Below are 19,648 nucleotides of genomic sequence, written 5' to 3'. Positions count from 1 at the left end.
TAGGCCGCGCCGAGGCCGCTGTCGAGTGAGCGTGGTTCTTTCGCCGGTTCGAGGTCGGCGGCGGCAGGCTGGCGAGGCCGTCGAAAGGCGCAGGCTGTACGTCGCGTCGGCCTACCGCACCTCCAGGTTCAGCGCCTGTGCGATGCTGGTCCACGGGACGTACTTGTAGTTCTGCCGCTCGCCCGGCAGCACGTTGCGTCCATCCTGAGCGATCATGGCGCCGTGCTCGAAGCCGGGGCCGAGGTCGTCGCTGGTGATCTCCAGCCCGTCGGTCTCCGATATGCCGTCGATGCCGGCCGGGCCGTTGGCGACCACGGCGAAGGAGCCGATGTATTCGTTGGCGCCTTCGCGGCGATAGACGGCGTAGGTGTTGTTGCCCTGGCTCGAGACGACCAGATAGCCGCGTCCGCCGCCCAGGTCGTAAAGGCCGATGCCTTCCAGATCGTCCTTCAGCGCCGGGTTCTGGTCGACGCGCTGGACCGAAGTCATGCCCGTCCCGCCGTCCGGCTTGGCGCTCATGCGCCAGATCCCGACGTCCTCCTCATCGACATAGAGCACGCCCGCCGCATCGTCGGCCACGCAGCCCTCGACCTGGCTGGAGAAGGCGAAGTCGCGCACCCGCTGGGCTCGGACGCGGCCGTTGCCGGCGTCGATCAGTTCCCACTGGCGCTTCTCGCCGTTCGAGTCGTTGATGAAGACGTAGGTCTTGCCGGTCGTGGGGCTGATATACATGCATTGGCCGTAGGGATCGCCCTGTTCGGTCGGCTGGATCCCGTCGGCGATGTTCACCAGCCGCCGCGCCGCGGTGTCCAGGCGATAGATGGCGACGGCCTTGTTCGTGCGGTCGCTGGCGGTGACCAGGACGATCGGTTGGCCGCCCAGCAGGAAGCCGGAGCGCAGATCCACGTTGTTCATCTTGCCGTCCGGCAGGTGCTGCAGCACCCGGCCCTGCATGTCGTAAACGTACAGACCCGACTTCTTGTCGGTAGCGACGATCAGGCTGGCGGCTGGATCGGTCGGGTTGGCCCAGATGGCGGGGTCGTCGGCGGCGTCGCCGGCGCTGGCGACCGGCGCGGTCTCGACCGTGGCGAAGACGGTCGGGACGGTGGCGGCGGCCGTCGCCGCGCGCGGATCCTGCGGCCGGCCCGTGGTGAGCTTGAGCGGACCGGCCAGGTCGCTGATCGAGACCAGCTTGTAGTTGGCGCCGCCCTCGGCGTCCTCATCGGTGACCACTAGGCCGCCGTGGCTCAGGCCTGGCAGGCCCAGGCTGACGGCCGACAGGGCGCCCGGCTCGCCGATGGCGACGCCGTTCGCGCCGGTCAGGCTGACGGCGCCGAGCCAAGCGTCGTCGTTGGACCGATCATAGGCGAACAGCCTGCCTGACGAGGCGTCCGACGCGATCAGATACTTCGCACCCTCACCGCCGTCGTACAGGGCCACGCCGCCCAGCTCCTCGGTCACATGACCCAGACGCGGCGCGTCGATCAGGGTGGGGGTGGCGTCCGTCTCCGGATCGCTGTCGAAGCGCCACAGGCCGACCGTCTGTTCGGAGACGTATACCTGGCCGAAGGCGTCGTCGGCGACGCAGTGTTCGGCCGGGGAGGGCAGGCCGATGCGGCGCGACTGGCGCGCCGTCAGCTTGCCGGAGGCGTCGGCGTAGACCAGCGACTGATCCACCTCGCCGCCGTCGCCTACGGCCACGACATAGAGGCCGGCGTCCGACGCGTTACGCAGCAGGCAGACGCCTTCGATGGCGAAGTCCAGCGGGACCGGCGCGCCGATCTCGGTCAGGGTGGAGTCGTCGAGAGCGAAGAAGCGAAGGGCGTTGGTCGTGGTGTCGCTGGCGACGATCACCGGGCCGGTCTGACCCGCCACGTCATAGCGGACGTCCAGACTGCCCGCCTCGCCGGCCGGCGTCGACGACAGGCGCCGCCCCGCCGCGTCATAGACTTCGATCCCGCCCAGCCCCGCCGTCGCCACGATGCGCGGCCCCTGCGCGGTCAGCACCACCACGCCCTTGCCCGCCTCGCCGCGCGTGGTCGGCTGCGTGTCCACGGCGGCCCGCACAGCAGCAGGCGTCGTCGCCGCGACCTGTGCAAAGGCGCACCCGGCGGCGCCCGCCATCAGAACGGAAAGAAGGGCCCCGCGCGCCAGAACCTTGATCATGAGAAGCTCCCCGTGTGGCGTCTCGCCATACAGATTGCGCCATAGCTGACCTACGTGACGAAATGACTTTGGCGGACGCGCTTCCTGAAGGTGGGCGCTTACCGGGGTGCAGCGGGGCCTTGCAGGCACCTCTGGCACGGCATCCGCAGAGCGGCCGTCATCAGTTGGCCGTCGGCCACCTCGCCTCCGTTGCGCCTGCCGATATTGGCGACGCGGTAAGCCTGGAGCGCAGCGCGGCCCAGTTCGAAGCCGGTTGGAAACTCAGCCTCCACGACACAATCCCGCAGATGCCCGTTCCGCGTCGTGATGCAGCTGACGACGGCCAGCCCGTTCTGCGTGAGACGGTCCGGATAGGAGGGCTCGGGCTCCCGCGTCCATCGCATGGCGGCGTTGTCGAGGGGCGGCAGGTCGTCGCGTGGATCTTCCAGCGGCGCCCCACATCGCTCCATGACGTGCGTCACGGCCTCTGATCGAGCCGGCAGATCCAATGCGTATTCGATCGCGTCGGCATCACCCGGCGACTGTACGGTCAGGCGGCCGCCCCGGCGCAGCGCCCGCGCCAGCGGACGGGGGGCGCCGGCGAGCGCTTCATCCGACGCTCCGGCGATCCAGGGCATGGACAGCGTCCTTTCGGCCTGACGGATGACGATGCTGCGGGTCCGGGCCGCCTGGCCCGCCTTCGGCAGGCTGCTGACCAGCACCATCAGCTGGCCCGAGGAACAGGTCACCGAAAAGGTCGGTGCGTCCGCGAACCGGATCGTCGCCGTCACATCGTCCGCGACATCGCTACGCTCCCAGTCGCTCGTCGGGCTCTGCGCCCAGGCCGGCCCCGCCAGCGCGGCGAACAGGCTTAGCCCCATGGCCAAGGCTTTCATGCCGGCGCCTGCTCGGCCTCTCCGCATATGGCCCGCTTGCTCGTCGCCCTTGGTCATGCTCGCTCGCCTCCCCGGAGATGCGCTCATAGGCTATCAACCGGCTGGGCGGCGCAACTGTCGGGCGGGGACAACCGCCTAGCGGATGACGCGGGTGGCCAGAATGATCGAGCTCGTCGTTCGCGCGACGCCCTCCAGCATGCCGATCCTGTCGATCAGCCGGTCGAGCTCGGCCAGATCGACGGCGGCCAGCATGGCGATCATGTCGTGCTCGCCGCTGATGGAATAGAGCGCCGACAGCTCGGGCATGGCCGCGAGCGCCGCCTCGGTCTCGGACGTCAGCTTCGGCGACAGCTTCATCATCACATGGGCGCGGACCAGGCTACGGTCGTAGTCCGTCCCGACGCGGACCGTGTAGCCGTCGATGACGCCCAGCTGCTCCATGCGTGCGATGCGGGCGTAGACCGTCGCTCGCGAGACGCCGGTCGCGGCGGCCAGCACCGAAACCTGGCGCCGGGCGTCCTCGCGCAGCAGCGCCAACAGCTGCACGTCGGTCTCGTCCAGTTCGTTGCGGTCCTGGGACTTGGACATCGGCGGGGTCCTGACGGTCGCCTCAGGGGCGGGGCTGACCTTCGTCGTCGTAGATGGCGACCTGGGCCGGGGCGGACGAACTGACGGAGCCGCGATACATCCCCTCGCTGTTCATCGCGAAGGCGACCTTGCCGTCTCCGTCCATGGCGATCAGGCCGCCGTCGCCGCCGATCTCGCCGATGTCGGAGATGGTGTCGTCGGCCGCTTCCTGGATGGTCTGGTCGTTCCAGTCGACGCGGTCGCAGACCTGGCGCGCGGCCGAGGTGCGGATGAAGTATTCGCCCGTCCCTGTCGCCGAGACGGCGCAGACGCCGTCCGCCGCGTATGTGCCGGCGCCGATGATGGGCGAATCGCCGATGCGGCCCCACTGCTTGCCGGTCAGGCCGCCCGTGGAGGTCGCCGCCGCCAGGTGACCCTGCTTGTCCAAGGCTACCGCGCCGACGGTGCCATAGCGGTGGGTCGGGTCGATGGCCGCCTGCTGCTGGCCGGCCTTCCACGCCAGATACTGGTTCCACCGCTCTTGCGTGAAGAAGTAGGAAGGCTCGACCTGCTCGAGGCCTTGCAGGCGAGAGAACGCGTCCGCCCCCGGGCCGGACAGCAGCAGGCGGCCCGACCGCTCCATCGCGACACGGGCCAGGCTGACCGGGTTGCGGGTGCGCGTGACGCCCGTGACGGCGCCGGCGTTGCGCGAGGCGCCGTCCATGATGGATGCGTCCAGATTGTTCACGCCATCGGCGTTGAAGACGGCGCCCTTGCCGGCGTTGAACAGGGGATTGTCCTCCAGCACGCGGACGGTGGCCTCGACCGCGTCCAGGCTGGTTCCGCCGTTCGACAGGACGGCCGCGCCGGCGTCGAGGGCGGCCTGCAGGCCTTGGCGATAGCCGGCCTCGGCTTCGGGCGTCAGGGCGCCGCGCTCGATCACCCCGGCGCCGCCGTGGATGGCCAGCGACCATGGCGCATGGGGATCGACGGGCACGCCTTCCAGGCGGCCGGCGACGACCGAGGCCGTGCCGGAAAAGACGGGCTGGCTGATCCGCATGGTCTTCAGGTCGATGCGGCCTTCGGTCCCCAGGGTGGTGATGCGCACGACCGGATAGTCGAGCGGCTTGCCGGACGTCAGGGTGGGGACACCCTCCGGCTGGACCAGCCAGGCGTAGCCGCGGCTGGCGGTGTAAAAGCGCCCGACGCCGTCCTTGTCGACGCACAGGGCGCCGTCCTCATCCACGCCGATGCCGATGGCCTGAGGGTCGCCGCCCGCGCGGACCTGGGCCACGAAGGCGATCAGCCGGCCCAGACGACTGCGGGCGGTGAAGTGGGTGTCGGTGACGACATGGTCCAGATACGGCATGTCGAGGAAGTCGCCGACCAGGGTCACGGCCGGGCCGGTCGGATCGCGCAGGGCGGTGATGGCGTCCACGCTGCCGCCGTCCATCGCCCCGTAGCCGACGGCCCCGAGGATGGCGAGGCCGGCGCTGGTGCCGCCGATCGGGCGGCCGCGCGCGACGTGATCGTTGATGGCCTTCTGGACCGACGTGCCTTTCCAGAACCGGACGTAGTTCGCCTGATCGCCGCCGGCCAGGAAGATGCCGTCGGCATGGTCCAGCATGGCCAGGATGCGCGGGTCTTCGGCCGCCTTGCGGTCGTCGAAGATCACGGTCTGGACCGAGGCCGCACCGCCGATCTGGCGATAGATCTCCTCACCCGCCTCGGCGTCGCCGGATGCGCGCAGGATGACGATGTGACCGTTCCCGGCCTGGGACAGGAACCAGCGCCAGGCGTCGTACGACCATTCGCCGCCACCCATCAGCATCAGGCCAGGCTCGGTCGAACCCGGCGTCGGGGCTGAGACGTCGCCGATTTCGAAATAGGTGTAGCCGGTGTCGGACGCGCTGGCCGATGGGGCGGGAGACAGGCCGAGCATGAGCGCGACAACGCCGAGAACCGCGAACAACGCCGACCGCATGTTTTGACCCTCAACCTTGTTGTCTAAATGCCATAAACGCACATTCTGTCGCCGCGCGCGATACGATCGGACATTTTAATGCTTCAAAAAGTTGGAAGGCCCTGCATTGTGGCGTGATCGCGGCAGGGAGTTGGGCATGCGCTACATCAAGTCGGTCATCGGTGTGCTGAGCGCCAGCACCAGCTTTATCGCCCTGGCGGCGGCGGCCCAGACGCCGGCTGCGCCATCGCAGGGCGCATTGTCGGATGTCGACGAGGTCATCGTGCTGGGGTCGCGTATTCCGCGCCAGATCGACACCGAAGGACCCGCACCGGTCACCACGATCACGGCCGAGGACATCCTGCGCAACGGCTATCAGAGCGTGCCCGACCTGCTGCGCGCCGTGACGCAGAACGGGGGCGAGACCCAGAGCCAGCAGTCCTTCTCCGGCGCCTCCTTCACGCCCGGCGCGCAACAGGTCGATCTGCGGGGTCTGGGGCCCAACCATACCCTGGTGCTGGTCAACGGCCGCCGCATCGCCGACTTCCCGCTGCCCTTCCAGGGCCAGAGCAACTTCACCGACGTCTCGAACATCCCGGTCGGCCTGATCGAGCGGGTCGAGGTGCTGAGCGGCAGCGCCTCGGCGGTGTACGGCTCGGACGCCATCGCCGGGGTCGTCAACTTCATCCTGAAGACATCGGCCGACGGCACGCGCGTCGATTTCCGCTCGGGCTTCACGGAGGGCGGCGGCGGCGAATCGCAGCGCCTGACGATCACCTCGGGCTGGGAGCGAGGGGCTTTCCACGGCGTCGTCGGCGTCGAGGTGCTGAACCAGGAGCCGCTCTGGGCCTATGAGCGTGGCATCCAGGATTCGACCGCCGACGATCCCACGCGCGACACCCCCCTGGCGCGGCGCGCCTATCTGCGCTTCGACGAGGTGGACGACTATCTGGACCCGGGCCAGGCGACCTGCGACGCCCTGAGCGCGCAGAACGGCGGCACGACCTATTACGCCAACCGGCCGCGCTACGGCATGTTCTGCGGCAGCAATGAATCCATCGGCTACGGCACGATCCTGAGCGAACGCCAGAGCGTGAACACCTACGCCTCGATGGGTTACACGCTGGACGACCGCACCGAGCTATTCCTCGACGTGCAGTACAGCCACAGCGACCTGAAGCTGTTCCCCGACGTCCAGAGCTGGTCTTACCAGGACGCCGAGGGCAGCGAGGACGGCCTGTTCTTCAACGCCGACACCGGTCTGCTGGAGGGCTGGCAGCGGCAGTTCTCGCCCGAGGAAATGGGCGGTCTGTCCCGCGGCTTCACGCGCAACCGGTCGGACAGCTTCACCATCACGCCGGGGATCAAAGGCACGTTCGGCGACGCCGATCAGTGGGGCTATGAACTGGCCTACAACCATGCGGAATATCGCTCGAAGGTCCGCTTCCCCCAGATCATCGCCAGCGTCGCGAACGAATTCTTCCTCGGCCCGCAACTCGGCATAGACGCCGACACCGGCTATGCGATCTTCTCGGTCGGCGAGGACGCGGCGCGCCTGTACCAGCCGCTGACGACCGCTGAGTACGACATGATCTCGCAGGACGCCGTCTACAGTCCCCGGTCGCGCACCGACAGCGTATCGGCGACCATTACCAACGCGGCCCTGTTCGAACTGCCCGCCGGCCCCGTCGGGTTCGCCGCCGTGATCGAGGCCGGCAATCAGGGCTACGACCTCAATCCCGATCCTCTGGCGCTGACGCCCTACTACTACGGCCTGGTGGATTCGGACGGGGAGGGCGAGCGCGACCATTACGGCGCCGGCTATGAAGTGCGGGCGCCGCTGCTGAGCAATCTGGAGTTCAGCACCGCCGGCCGCTACGACCACTACAAGTTCGCCGGTCGCGGCGTGGGCGAGTTCACCTACAACTTCGGTCTGGAATACAGGCCGATCAACACTCTGATGTTCCGGGCCGCCTACGGAACCGGCTTCCGCGCGCCGGACCTGCACTACGTCTTTTCCGGCCCGGGCAACACGCACCCGTCCGGCACCGACTACTTCCGCTGCCGCAGCGAGGAGCCGGACGAGGAGATCGGCGACTGCAGCTATTCGGACGAAGGCATCGTCGCCTATCGCAACGGCAACCGCGACCTCGATCCCGAGACCAGCAAATCGTTCAACGGCGGCGTGGTCTGGCAGCCGACCCGCAATCTGTCGCTCTCCGTCGACTACTTCGAGGTGGAACTGACCAACCAGGTCCGCGACCGCAGCATCGACGCCATCCTGCGTGACGAGGCAGACTGCCGCCTGGGAGAAACCCAGGGCGGCACGGCGGTCGACATCAACTCGCCGACGTGCGTCGACGCCATCGCCCGCGTCCAGCGCCAGGCGACGGGCCCGCTGGCCGGCCAGCTGATCGGGGTATCGACCAACCCCATCAACATCGCCCAGGAAAAGACTTCGGGCGTGGACGTGGCGGCGCGCCTGCGCATCCCGACCGAGACCATCGGCGAGTTCAACGTCTCGCTGTCATACACTTTCGTCGACGATCACACCTTCCAGCAGTACCCGGACGATCCGGTGATCGACAAACTGGCCTTCGACAGCGGCTACTACATCCCGCGCGACAAGGGCACGGCCAGCGTCAGCTGGAACATGGACCGCCTCACGGCGACCATCCAGGGCCAGTATCTGGGCGAGCTGCCCAACTACGACGAGGACGCCTACATCTCCGACAGCTGGCTGTTCAACGCATCGGTCCAGTACGAGGTGACGGACCACGTGCGCCTCTCGGCGACCGTCAACAATCTGTTCGACGAAGACCCCGTGGAGGACCCGACCTACGGCGCCTATCCGTACTACGACATCTCGTGGTTCGACTCGGTCGGTCGCAGCTACTACGTCCAGCTGTCGTACAAGTTCGGCGGCTCGGGGCTTTAGGGGCGGCGAGCTTTGTTCAACACCGGGGTGCGTCGATGGGCGCCCCGGCCGCTCGTCCAGGGGGCGACCCGCATCCGTAGTCTCGCGGCGCTTGCCCACGTGGGCGGGTTGCTCTATCGACCTCGCTCCGCCGGGTCGACCCCCAGGCGGTTCACGCGCGTCGTGGAAAAACGGACAGGTGGCGGAGTGGTCGATCGCGCACGCTTGGAAAGCGTGTGTAGGTGAAAGCCTACCGAGGGTTCGAATCCCTCTCTGTCCGCCACATCGTCCAGACAAACCGTCTCTGGCTGACGCATCCGGACAATAGTCCGCTCAATACCGAAGCCTACCTCGCCAATTCCGTCAGCACCTCGATGCCAAGCCCAGGCTTTGCGGGCTGAAACCGCCTCATTCAACCCCGTGTCTCTCGGCCCCCCACTGCGGTGCGGTTTCCGCAGCTGAACACATGCACCCTGGTAACAGCCTAAATTCGACGCTGTTCGGGTGGCGCGCGCTCTACCGCGGCAAAAGCTCGGTATTCTTTCTCAGTCTTTACAGAACTTGCGGGCGGCGACGGGGCATTTCGCTGGGCCAATATCAGCGAACAGTGCGAATGTTGTGTCTTAGGCAGCATCGCGCGCGGCCCGCGCCACCCCTTGACGTTTGCTCCCGTTGGAGCATCCTCGCGTCAACCTTGCGGTGGACGATTCGTCGCCGGCAGGGGCGGGCATGGAGGGATACCCCAGCGACATTTTGAGCCCACGTGGTTCGCTTATCGTTGGCAGTGCCCTTAGCCTGGATTGATCGCCGACCGCTCCTCAAACCTGGAGCCGGCAGTGACTTCCCAGCCCACGACGTCGAACGTTTTGAAAGGCCAGCTCAAGGCCGGCAGCCGCGCGCGCCGTGAAGAGCTCGCCGCCATGGCGGCGCTCGAACGAGCAGCCGGGTCGAAGCGCAACGATCTGCTACCGCTCTCGACGCTCGAGTACGTCCCGCTCGACCAACTCAAGCTGCCGGTTCGGAACATCCGTGGGCGCTCGGCGCCGCACATCACCCGTGTCCGGCAGTCGATGCTCACCCTCGGCGCTGCTACCCCCGCCATCGTCACCCACGCGTATGAGGTCGTTGACGGGGCCACCCGTCTGGCCGCGGCCGGCGAGCTCGGCCTCGACGCCTATCCCTGCTTCGTTCTGCCGGCGAGCTACACGCCGGACGAGATCCGCCTGCTCCGGCTGACGCTGAACCGAACCCAGGAGCTGGGGCAGTTCGCCCTGCCCGAGCTGAAGCTGGAGCTCCAGGAGCTGCGGGCGATCGGGGCGCCGCTCGAGGTCACCAGCTTCACGATCCCGGAGATCGACCAGCTGTGCCTGGATGACGTGGAAATCGAGGTGGACGTCGGTCCTCTCGAGCCCGACCGTTCAAGGGTGAGCGTCGTGCGCCTCGGCGACATTTTCGAACTCGGCCCGCACCGCATCGTGTGCGGCGATGCGCGCGACCCCGACGTGCTGGCGCAGCTGTTCGAAGGCGACGACCAGGCCGCGCTGCTGCTGACCGACGTCCCCTACAACCTGCGGGTCGCGGGTCTTGTCACCTCGGGCGATCACGCCGAGTTCGCCATGGCATCCGGCGAGATGAGCCGGGACGAATTCGTCCAGTTCAACGCCGACTGGATGGTCGCCGCCGAGGCCCACGTCCGAAACGGAGGCTTGCTGGCCAGCTTCATCGACTTCCGAAGCGTCGAGATCTTGCTCGCGCAAGGCCGGACGATGGGGCTGGCGCTCCTCAACATGATCGTCTGGGCGAAGACGAACGGTGGTCAGGGCTCGTTGTGGCGATCCCAGCACGAGCTCCTGCCGGTATTCAAGAAGGGCGCGGCTCCCCACACCAACAACGTCGAACTCGGCCGCCACGGACGCTGGCGGTCGAACGTTTGGAACTACCCGGGCGCGTCCAGCCTGGGGTCCGATGCTCGTGAAGGGCTGAAGGCGCACCCGACCGTCAAGCCGACGACGCTTCTCGAGGACGCACTCCTCGACGTCACTCGACCGGACGAAATTGTGCTCGACGTCTTCCTCGGATCGGGCTCGCTGCTGATGGCGGCAGAGGCCACCCAACGTCGCTGCCGCGCCGTGGAAATCGAGCCGCACTACGTCGAGGTCGCCCTCCGGCGCTGGATGACCGCCACGGGTCGGATGCCGACCCTCGCTTCGTCGGGCGAGACCTTCGAAGCCCTCAGCCACAGACGAGCGCAGGCCGAAGACCAGCCGAGCACCACCACCCCCAAGGCCCGTATCCGCGTCAAGGCGGGCCAGCACAGAAAGGACGAGCAATGACCATCCGCTACAAGAACAGGCCGCCGTTGAGCCTCGCCACCCGCCCTGTCGGACCGATCGCGATCCACTTCCCTCCTAGGCCGCAGCTTACGCCTTCCCAGGCGGCGGCTGAAGTCGCCAACGGCATCATGCGCGACATGATGATCGCCCCGGACGCGCTCATCATCTTCCTCGCCAAGCTGGCGGAGCTCTACGAAGGAGAGCCCGAATGACCGACGGTAAGAGCTACGAGGTTGGCTACGGCAAGCCGCCGAAGCAATTTCAGTTTAAGCCGGGGACGTCGGGAAACCCCAACGGCCGCCCCAAGACGAAGCCGTCCCTCGAGACCATTCTCAGCAGCGAACTGGGCCGGACCATCACCGTGGCCGTCGAGGGCCAGCCCATGAAGCTGAGCCAAGGAGAGGTCATGGTGAAGACCTTCGTTCGGCTGGCCATGAACGGCAATGTCCAGGCGGCCAAGGTGCTGATCGACATCTGGCGCATGATCAAGGACGAACCGGTCAAGTCCGAGGCGGTCTCGGCCGACGAGATGAAGCTGCTGAGCGAGCTGCTGGGCGCGCAGCCGTCCCCGAAGCCGACGACTTAGCGGCGATGGGCATGCCGAACCTGGATCCGAAGACCGCGATGGTCGCCCGGCGGCTCCTCAACGAGAAGGCACGCACGGACTTCTACACCTTCCAACGCGTCATGCACCCGCATGCCAGCAGTCATGCCTACGTCGACGCAGTGCATCTCAGGGCCATCTGCTGGAAGCTACAACAGATGGTCGACACCGACCTGAACCGCCTCGCGGTCGCCATCCCGCCCCGGCACTTCAAGTCCTACCTGATCTCCATCGCCTTCCCGGCCTTCATCCTCGGGTTGGACCCCTCCTACGAAATCATCTGCGCCAGCTACGGCTTCGACCTGGCGGACCCCCTGGCTCGCGCCTGCCGTCAGATGATGATGTCCGACCGCTACGCCGAGATATTTCCAGCCACCAAGCTGTCGTCCAAGACGCCTCCCGCTCAGTTCTTGCGCACTACCGCCGGCGGGTATCGCTTCACCACCACGACCAGCGGCGCCATGACCGGCCTGGGCGCCGACATGCTGATCTACGACGACCCCCTGAAGGCGGGCGACGCCGGTTCCCAGGCCGCGCGGGACGCTGCTTGGGAGTGGGTGGAAAATGCCCCGTCCCGGATAACCCTGGGCAAGGGTCAGATCATCCTGCCGATGCAGCGACTGCATGCCGACGACCCCATCGGCCGCCTGAAGGACAAAGGGAGCTGGGACCTCCTAGAGCTGCCGGCCCAGTTCGCCCTGCCGGCCAGGGTGCAGATCGGTCCGGACCAATTCAAAGACTTCAAGCCTGGCGAATTGCTGTTTTCCGCGCGGTTCACCCAAGCCATCCTCAAAGAGCGGCGCGATGAGATAGGTGAGCGGGCCTTCAATGCGCAGTATCTCCAGGCGCCGGCGCCGCCTGGAGGACGCCTATTCCGGCTTGAGCAGTTCCAACGGTTCAATCTGTCGTCCAACAACAAGAAGTCTCAGTACGAGGCCATCCTCATGTCGATCGACCCGGGCGTGTCGTCCGCGCCGAGCGGCGATCCGACCGCCATGACGATCTGGGGCGTGCGCGGCCTAAACGTTTATCTACTCCACGCCGAGCGTGGGAACTGGACGCACGCCCAGCAGGTCAAGAAGGTTCAGGCCTACCGATCTCAGTGCCACTGCGTCCTCATCGAGAGATCCCATAGTGGCATCGTGCTGAGCGAAGGGCTGAACGAGGCGGCTCCCGAGCCAAATAACCTGATGGGCTTCACGCCGAAGTTGGACAAGTACGTGAGGGCGGAAGCCGCCGCATTCGCCATGGAAAAGGGTCGGATCCATCTTCCTCATGCGGCCCCGTGGTTGCCGGAGTTCGAGAAGGAGATCGTCGTCTTCCCGCACGGAGCCAATGATGACTACGTGGACAGCATGAGCCAGCTGTTCCGCCAGCTGGACATGGGCTTTCCGTACACGGTCCCGCTGAAAGCCTACAAGCCGAACACGCCGCAGGTGAAGGTCACGGTTTACTAGTCGGCATACGCCTGGCGCTGCTGGCTCCAAGACAGGGGCACGCCTTCCCGAACGACTCGTTCAATGGTGAGGCGACTGGATTGTCGGCCGTCCAAGATCGCCCGCTTCAGGTCTGGCGCCAGGAAAGCGAGCCGGACCAGTCGCCGGACGTAGCTGTCGGTCAGCCCCTCCGACGAGGACAACTCCTCGACCGTCGGGGCCCATTCGGAGGTCAGTCTCGTCCGATAGCCTTCAGCGCGCTTTAGGGCCTTCACGAGCACCGCGTCCTGCGTGGATTTAACGATAGCCGGCCGACCGTCCGGCCCTGATATCGACCGCGACCCACCGCGAAGCTTTATTGCGCCACGGATCGTCAAGATCGTCCTGTCGCCATCCGCTGCGATTTCGCGGTCGGGTGTAGAGGCCGCTAGGTCGCCGCTTTCAAGGCCTCGGCTCAGGCAGGTGATCCTGACCCAGCGCCGCGACACCTCCACGCCTAAAACGAGGTCCCGAACAGGCCCCCAGGCGTCGCCGCCGCCGGAGTCGCGCCCGCCGGTCAGCGCCTGAAGCACGACCTCCTCGATGGCCGAAGCCGGGATACGGGCGAGCGAACCGGCCTCATGGCGACGGCCCAATTGCAGCACCGACGACACGTAGTACCGGTAGAGCTGGCCCGACTTGCCCCGGGCGGCCAGCGGGGTCATCGGGTGGCCTCGATCATCCCGGATCAGGCCTGTCAGCGGCGCTGGTGGCAGGAGCGCTGGAAGGCCGGCCCTGGCTCGCCGCCTAGGGCCCGTCGCGGCTAGCTTAGCCTGCGCGGCGTCGAACACATCGAAATCGATGATCGCTTGATGAAGTCCGGGGTGGTGAGCGCCCTTGTGCGGGATCTGGCCCAAGTATGTGCGGTTAGACAGGATGTGCGCCAGCGCGCCGCGATTGAGCGGCCGGCCGCCCCAGACGCGTCCGGTCCCAGAGACGTGCCGCTTGGAGACCACCCCGGTCGCCTCGAGCTCGTCGCGGAGCCGATGGACCGACCCCAGCTCGAGGTAGCGGCGATAGATACCCCGTACCGTCTCGGCCTCCTCGGGCACGATCTTCAAGGTGCGCCCGTCCGCCGCGTAACCGAGAGGCAAGGGCCCGCCCATCCACATGCCCTTGGCCTTCGAGGCCGCGATCTTGTCGCGGATGCGCTCGCCGGTGACCTCCCGCTCGAACTGCGCGAACGACAGCAGCATGTTCAGGGTCAGACGGCCCATCGACGTGGTCGTGTTGAAGGCCTGGGTGACCGAGACGAAGCTGACGCCCTTGGCGTCGAACATCTCGACGATCTTTCCGAAGTCGCCGAGCGATCGCGTTAGTCGGTCCACTTTGTAGACCACCACGATATCCACGCGTCCGAGGGCAATCTGGGCCATCAGTGCCTTGAGGCCCGGGCGCTCCATGTTGCCCCCGGAGAAGCCGCCGTCGTCGTAGATAGCGGGGAGGGCGGCCCACCCCTCGCCGGCCTGAGACTGAATGTAGGCGGCGCAGGCCTCTCGCTGGGCGTCGAGGCTGTTGAACTCCTGGTTCAGACCCTCCTCCGACGACTTACGGGTGTAGATCGCGCAGCGCTTGGCCTCGGTCACGCCGCCTCCCGCAACCCGAAGAAGCGGGGACCGTTCCAGCGGACCCCGGTGATCTCGCGGGCGATCTGGGACAGGGTGCGCCATCGCTGGTCGTTCCATCGGAAGCCGTCGTCGAGAACCTCGACGCGGTGCATCTCCCCGGCGTGTTCGCGGACCAGCACCGAACCGGGCCTGAAGCGCGGCGCGGCGCGCGACACCGCGCCGCCGCGAGCGTAGGTCCTGGCTAGGCGCTCGAGATCCCGCTCCAGCTCGATGTCGCGTCCCCATAACTCCGTTTGAAGACGGTCGGCCAGCAGGCGACGGAGCACATCGGGCGATCGAACCGTCGGCCGGGTTCCATATCGCTCACGCCAAACCGCGCGAAGGGCGTCGATTCCCATCGTCTGCAACCGCGCGAGCTGTGCCTCGAGGTCCAGCGGCGTCATGCGGGCTGCTCGCCAGCGATGCTGTAGACGCGGCCGAGGTCGCTCGGGGCCGACACGACGACGAGGCCAAGCTTCTTCTTGACCGTCCCCGCTATGGCTCCCCGGACGGAGTGGGCCTGCCAGCCCGTGGCCGCCATTAGGTCAGCCGAGGTCGCGCCGCCCTCGCGCTTCAGCATCGCGACGACCTGGTCGATCTTGGTGGGCTGTCGTACTGCCTCGCCCTCAGCGAGACTTGGAGGATTCGGGCTCGGCCATTCCGTAGCCTGTCCCGCTGGTGATTGAGTCCGCTCCCGTTTCGTCGAGCGCTTGATGGCCGACGCCTTGGCGACGGGGGGCTTGGTGTTGGTCTTGGTCATGGTGGCCTTCCGATCCGGGACGTTAGCGTCTCACTGACCGAAGGCCCGTGCGGGCCGGCCCTGGCTCCGCGCCTTGGGCTCGATGACTACCGCTTCGGTGGGAGGCGAAGTCCAGTCGGTTCGGCTGCTTTCGCCGAGCGTCTGACGAGAACTTCGCAGGCCGCCGACAAGGTCGCGATGTCCTTGCCCAAGCCGGCCAACCTCGCCGTCTCGCGAGCGATGCCGGCTCCTTGCAGCGGCGTGACCACAACATCCTCCATTTCCTCCATGAGGTTGGCGACCTCGAGCTGGAGGGCGGCGATCACGGTCATGATTGAGGAGGTCGGCGTCACACCCGGACACCAGGCGTCGTTCTCGACCGAAGTCCACTCGGAACCACGACCGGCGCTAGCCCCTTGCCTCGACAGCGGATTGGAGCGCCTCGATGTAGGCGGTGATCGCCCCGATCCAGTCCTCTCGGTGGTCGAGCAGCACGGCGAGTTCGGGATTGCGGCCCGCGGCGTCGACCACACGCCAGCCCGTTGGGCTAGGGGTCTGCTTTACTTGAGCGCCGGGCAGCAGGGCCGCCAGGGCGGACTGATATGCGTGGGCAAGGTCAACCCGGCCGACGACATCGGCCGACCAGTTCGCGTAGTCGCTCGAGAATCGCCCGTCCTGGTCGATCGCCCCCAGCTTGAACTCAGCCCCGGTCGGCGCGAACCATCGCAGCATGAGCACCCGGCGAATATCCGCCTGCACCCCGAGGGACTCGAGCGCCTCCAGTAGCGCCTTGAGGCGTCCGGGGAGGCTCGGGTTGCTTGCAGCCAAGGCCTCGTAATAGGCCTCAGAGGTCAGGGAACTCGTCCGCGCCGCACCTGTCGTGGTGGCCAGCGGCTCGACCCAGGCGGGCGTTACCGACATGCCCTGTTCGATCCTGACCACAGCCCGCTCGATCTGGACAGTCTTGGTGAGGACGCGCGGCTGCACCAACACCCGGTCGCCGATCGGATCGCGCCACAGCGTCATCTCGACCATGGCGAGGGTGAAGTGCAGGCCAAGGTGACGCTGCAGGAAGTCGGTGAGCTGCTCGGCGCTTTCCTGGATGCCGTCGCCGGCGATGATCAGCAGCATTCGCCCTAGGCGGAGGTTGCGGGAAACGGCATCGATGAACGTCGCCTCCGCCTCAGGCGCGGCATCCCCGTGGACCAGGCTGAAGAGGCTCGCCTTGTCCTTGCGAGCGATCTGCGCCGCACGCTCCAGATCGTCATAGCTCAGCCGCGACAGGTCTTTTGCGTAGTCAAGGATCTGGCCGACGACTTCCCGCCGCGCCTGCGGGTTCCGCCACAGCTTCGTTTCCACGACCACTAGGCCGCCGGCCGGCGTGATCATTAGGTTGTCGACGAACCCGCTTGGCAGAGCCAATTCGAGGCAGATCGGGACGGGCCCGGTCAAAGCGGGCTCGATCTGGTCGATAGGCAGGAGGGAGGGATGGTCCTGTATCAGCCTCTGGAGCCACGCTTCATCGTAGAGAGATCCCGCTCCTCGCTTCAGCGCTAGCCCCTCTAGCGCCACACACGCCTGAGAGGCCGTTCCCATCCCGTCGACCATCATTGGCGCAGCGCCGGTCCGCATCCGCACTCCCCTCGACCACCTCGGCAGTGCGTTTATGACCAATAGTCTATGGGCCGAAGTCAAGTCCGGACGCGCCATGCACCATGGACGTGCGTCAACGAGTCGGACTGAACCTACAGGCCCTGCGACGAACGAAGAAGCTCTCGCAGGAGGAGCTCGCGCATCGGTCTAACGTCCATCAGACCTATCTCTCCGGCGTGGAGCGAGGGAGGCGAAACCCCTCGGTCATGGTGCTGGCGCGGATTGCCGCGGCGCTGGACGCAGACGTCGAGGACCTGACTCGGAAGCGGTAGGTCTGCTTCGCGCCAATAGGAGACATTGAGCTGGCGCCGGAGAGCAGACAACGCCCATATTGGCGCTAGCAGGGCTGATTGACAGACATCGACCTTCGGCCGCCAATGGCGGTCAGCGCCATGTTCCAGGTGGCTGTTGCATTGGCGAGGGCAGAGATGCTGATCGGCGTGGCACTTGCCGCTCTACTCTCTGCACAATCTCCTCCCGATAGCCCTGGCGCGAGGGGCGCTGCCCTCTCGAGCGAGAACAGGTCTGCGGACGAAGCGGTCATCCGTAACGGTGCGGCGGCTTGGGCCAATGCGTTCACTCGAGGCGACGTAGACTTGGTCGACAGGCTGCTCGCAGACGACTTCGTCGGGACGGCCAAGGACGGCGCCCTTTACGACAAGGCGACTATGCTCGAGTGGGTCCGCGCCGGTCCAAACGTGACTTCGACCGAGACGACGGTCACGCAGGTCCGCTTTTTCGGCGACATCGCCATCGCGACGGGTTCGGACGCCATGGTGGGCCCGCCGCCGGAGCTTCGGCGCATCAAGTCCATCTGGACCGACATCTGGATCCGCCGGAATGGTCAGTGGCGGGTCGTCGCTGCTCACGACACTGCCGGGACTCCGACTTAGTTAGTCTGACTGCGAATAGCGGCTAGGCGCCATTCAGAAATCGCCTGAGCTTAGGAGCGTCCACGGCCGAGAGCCCGAGGCGGGCCGCGGTCTCGTACTCGGCGCGGGCCTGATCATCGCGCCGCAAAGCAGCGAGTGTTCGACCCCGCGCCAGGCGAAGAGCGCCCCATCGCGGCGCCCTGTCGACCGCCGCACTGTAACGTCCGGCCGCGCCGCGCAGATCGCCTTTTTGGGCCAGCGCGTCGCCCCAGACCTTGAGCGGATCCGCCCAGCGCGGGCCGGCGCGATGCGCCTGCTCGAAGAGCGCAATGGCGCCGTTGTGATCGCCGCGCCGCAGCTTGGCCCGGCCCCACACGAAGTAGGCACGCGGTATGGAAGGCGCCTGAGCGATCGCTTTTCGGAACCATGCATCGGCCTGCGCGTGGTCTCCCGCGAGCGCTTCCACCTCGCCACTGGCGATCAGGCAGGGATAGCAATCCGCTGGGGAGGCCGCGAGCTGCGCTCTCGCACCCTCGATATCGCCTGTATGGGCCATCGCCACAGCCAGCCGGGGTCGAAGATGAATGTCGCGCACATCGTCCCAGAACCCGCCCGGCTCAGAAGCATCGATCGTCGCCTGGACAGACGCTCGCGCGCCCTCCCAGTCGTCCAGCGCCGCCGCGATCTCGTAATCGACCGCGTGCACATCCCCGTTCATCGCGTGACCCAGCCGCGCGGCGTCGTCGGCCTCACCGCTTCGGCCAGCCCACGCGCGGGCGGCTCCGATATCGTGCAATTCGGCGGCAGTAACCGCAGCGGATGACGCCCTGAACGCGCTGTCGCCGTCTTCCTTCAGGCCGGCCTCAATCCGAGCCAGGGCCGTCGAATAGTCACCGGTCAATTCAGCGACCGATTTTTCCGTACTGCGCCGTCTTTGCCGGAACGCCTCCGCAGTCATTCCCGCAGATCGACCTGCCTTTGCGGCGGCTCGATATGAACTCAGCTCGAGTTCGCTAAGCCCCATGTAGTAGGCCGTGTTGGCCGTAAATGCGTGACCGAGAACGAAGCCGGGGTCTTCGCGAAGCGCCGACTGCGCCGCCGCCAGGGATTTCCGCTGATCGCCTTGCAGGCTGTAAATCACCGCCAGGGCAGACCATGCCCAAGGCCTTTCCTCGGCCGGACCACGCCGGGCAAGCGGCTCAAGGACGACGGCCGCTTCATCGACGCGGCCCTGCTGATAAAGATAGCTGCCATATCGATAGGGCTCCGCCTGGCTGTACAGCGCCTCGGCGACAGACTTCAGCGACTGGTCCAGGTTCTGGGCAGGCCCTTCCACGGTGCGCGCGGCGGCGGCTTCGGTGCGGGCGGTGACGAGATACCCCTGATCGGTTCGGATCACCTCGCCGCCGAAATGGACTTCATGCCCTAGCCAGGATCGAAGAACGCTGCGGACGTCCCCAATCGATACCCCCGCGCCTGGGATCGCCACCGTTGGCTCGCTAGTCCAGTTGTTGCGAAATGTCTGGTCCGGCCTCTGCCCTTGGCTGGCCAGGTGGATGGCCTTGATGTGGTCCAGGAAACGGCTGGCGACGACCTCGCCGGTCACCCCGCGCTCGACCAACTCGGGCGGTACGGCGAAGGCGTCGAACACCACCGTCCGATCGTGCGCGGCGCTCCAGGCCATGGCCGCCAGGATCGCTGCGACCGTGACGCCGGCGACGCCCGTCAGAACGCGTAGGGCGCCGCCCGCCTGTTCATTGAAAATCTGGAAGCGCAGCAGCCGCAACTGCGCGTCCGCCAGATGTACCTGCTTCTTCAGCACCGCCTGGGCGGGCGAGTCGGGCGACGCATCGCCGGCCTCGGCCTCCATCGCCAAC

At 66.7% G+C, this 19,648-nt stretch carries 17 protein-coding genes and 1 tRNA gene; 8 read left to right on the top strand and 10 right to left on the bottom strand.

Going from position 1 to position 19,648, the window contains the following annotated elements:
• Positions 1-111: 111 nt before the first annotated feature.
• From ASG17_RS12910 to ASG17_RS16035, 4 genes are all read right to left on the bottom strand, one after another.
• Positions 112-2,166: a phytase gene (locus ASG17_RS12910; protein WP_056104579.1), complete on the bottom strand. Its 2,055-nt coding sequence runs from the start codon at positions 2,164-2,166 to the stop codon at positions 112-114.
• 98 nt (positions 2,167-2,264) lie between these two features.
• On the bottom strand, positions 2,265-3,041 hold the full coding sequence (locus ASG17_RS12905) for a hypothetical protein (RefSeq protein ID WP_056104575.1): 777 nt from the start codon (positions 3,039-3,041) through the stop codon (positions 2,265-2,267).
• Positions 3,042-3,176: 135 nt separating this feature from the next.
• Positions 3,177-3,629, bottom strand: a complete 453-nt coding sequence (locus ASG17_RS12900) for an Lrp/AsnC family transcriptional regulator (protein ID WP_056104573.1) — start codon at positions 3,627-3,629, stop codon at positions 3,177-3,179.
• Between the two features lie 22 nt (positions 3,630-3,651).
• Positions 3,652-5,550, bottom strand: coding sequence for an isoaspartyl peptidase/L-asparaginase (locus ASG17_RS16035; RefSeq protein WP_200935087.1), 1,899 nt, complete (start codon positions 5,548-5,550; stop codon positions 3,652-3,654).
• Between the two features lie 178 nt (positions 5,551-5,728).
• Here ASG17_RS16035 and ASG17_RS12890 point away from each other — a divergent pair, with 178 nt between their 5' ends.
• From ASG17_RS12890 to terL, 6 genes are all read left to right on the top strand, one after another.
• Positions 5,729-8,509: a TonB-dependent receptor gene (locus tag ASG17_RS12890; RefSeq protein ID WP_056105054.1), complete on the top strand. Its 2,781-nt coding sequence runs from the start codon at positions 5,729-5,731 to the stop codon at positions 8,507-8,509.
• Positions 8,510-8,681: 172 nt separating this feature from the next.
• A tRNA-Ser gene (locus tag ASG17_RS12885) sits at positions 8,682-8,771 on the top strand.
• Between the two features lie 517 nt (positions 8,772-9,288).
• Positions 9,289-10,821 (top strand): DNA methyltransferase, encoded by a 1,533-nt coding sequence (locus ASG17_RS12880; RefSeq protein WP_200935086.1) that lies wholly within the window; start codon positions 9,289-9,291, stop codon positions 10,819-10,821.
• Positions 10,818-11,033, top strand: coding sequence for a hypothetical protein (locus tag ASG17_RS12875; RefSeq protein ID WP_056104567.1), 216 nt, complete (start codon positions 10,818-10,820; stop codon positions 11,031-11,033). Before ASG17_RS12880 ends, ASG17_RS12875 begins: the two co-directional genes overlap by 4 nt.
• Positions 11,030-11,407 (top strand): DUF5681 domain-containing protein, encoded by a 378-nt coding sequence (locus tag ASG17_RS12870; protein WP_056104564.1) that lies wholly within the window; start codon positions 11,030-11,032, stop codon positions 11,405-11,407. The genes ASG17_RS12875 and ASG17_RS12870 overlap by 4 nt, the downstream gene beginning before the upstream one ends.
• 11 nt (positions 11,408-11,418) lie before the next feature.
• The gene (terL, locus tag ASG17_RS12865) at positions 11,419-12,882 is read left to right on the top strand and encodes a phage terminase large subunit (protein ID WP_162238799.1); all 1,464 of its coding nucleotides are present in this window, start codon (positions 11,419-11,421) and stop codon (positions 12,880-12,882) included.
• Here terL and ASG17_RS12860 read toward each other — a convergent pair.
• The 5 genes from ASG17_RS12860 to ASG17_RS12840 form a co-directional block, all read right to left on the bottom strand.
• On the bottom strand, positions 12,879-14,486 hold the full coding sequence (locus tag ASG17_RS12860; protein WP_056104560.1) for a recombinase family protein: 1,608 nt from the start codon (positions 14,484-14,486) through the stop codon (positions 12,879-12,881). The genes terL and ASG17_RS12860 overlap by 4 nt on opposite strands.
• A complete protein-coding gene (locus ASG17_RS12855; protein WP_056104558.1) occupies positions 14,483-14,911 on the bottom strand; it encodes a DUF2924 domain-containing protein in 429 nt (142 codons plus the stop codon). Before ASG17_RS12855 ends, ASG17_RS12860 begins: the two co-directional genes overlap by 4 nt.
• The gene (locus ASG17_RS15265; protein WP_082496281.1) at positions 14,908-15,267 is read right to left on the bottom strand and encodes a DUF3489 domain-containing protein; all 360 of its coding nucleotides are present in this window, start codon (positions 15,265-15,267) and stop codon (positions 14,908-14,910) included. Before ASG17_RS15265 ends, ASG17_RS12855 begins: the two co-directional genes overlap by 4 nt.
• An 86-nt stretch (positions 15,268-15,353) precedes the next feature.
• Positions 15,354-15,578, bottom strand: coding sequence for a hypothetical protein (locus ASG17_RS12845; protein WP_056104555.1), 225 nt, complete (start codon positions 15,576-15,578; stop codon positions 15,354-15,356).
• Between the two features lie 76 nt (positions 15,579-15,654).
• Positions 15,655-16,698 carry a hypothetical protein gene (locus tag ASG17_RS12840; protein ID WP_156367869.1) on the bottom strand — a complete coding sequence of 348 codons (1,044 nt, stop codon included), beginning with the start codon at positions 16,696-16,698 and terminating at the stop codon, positions 15,655-15,657.
• Positions 16,699-16,961: 263 nt separating this feature from the next.
• Between ASG17_RS12840 and ASG17_RS12835 the strand changes: the two genes are divergently transcribed.
• Both ASG17_RS12835 and ASG17_RS12830 read left to right on the top strand, forming a co-directional pair.
• Entirely contained in the window at positions 16,962-17,171 is a 210-nt protein-coding gene (locus ASG17_RS12835) for a helix-turn-helix domain-containing protein (RefSeq protein WP_056104548.1), read from the top strand.
• A 78-nt stretch (positions 17,172-17,249) separates the two neighbouring features.
• A complete protein-coding gene (locus tag ASG17_RS12830) occupies positions 17,250-17,792 on the top strand; it encodes a nuclear transport factor 2 family protein (protein ID WP_156367868.1) in 543 nt (180 codons plus the stop codon).
• A 22-nt stretch (positions 17,793-17,814) separates the two neighbouring features.
• Here the strand turns inward: ASG17_RS12830 and ASG17_RS12825 are convergent, their stop codons facing one another.
• Positions 17,815-19,641, bottom strand: a complete 1,827-nt coding sequence (locus ASG17_RS12825) for a hypothetical protein (protein ID WP_056104543.1) — start codon at positions 19,639-19,641, stop codon at positions 17,815-17,817.
• Between the last annotated feature and the right edge of the window lie 7 nt (positions 19,642-19,648).

This window comes from Brevundimonas sp. Leaf363 (assembly GCF_001424025.1).
In the GTDB taxonomy this organism is placed as follows: Bacteria; Pseudomonadota; Alphaproteobacteria; order Caulobacterales; family Caulobacteraceae; genus Brevundimonas.
Note: the sequence above shows the minus strand (reverse complement) of the source record. Positions and strands in the feature narration are given on the sequence as shown.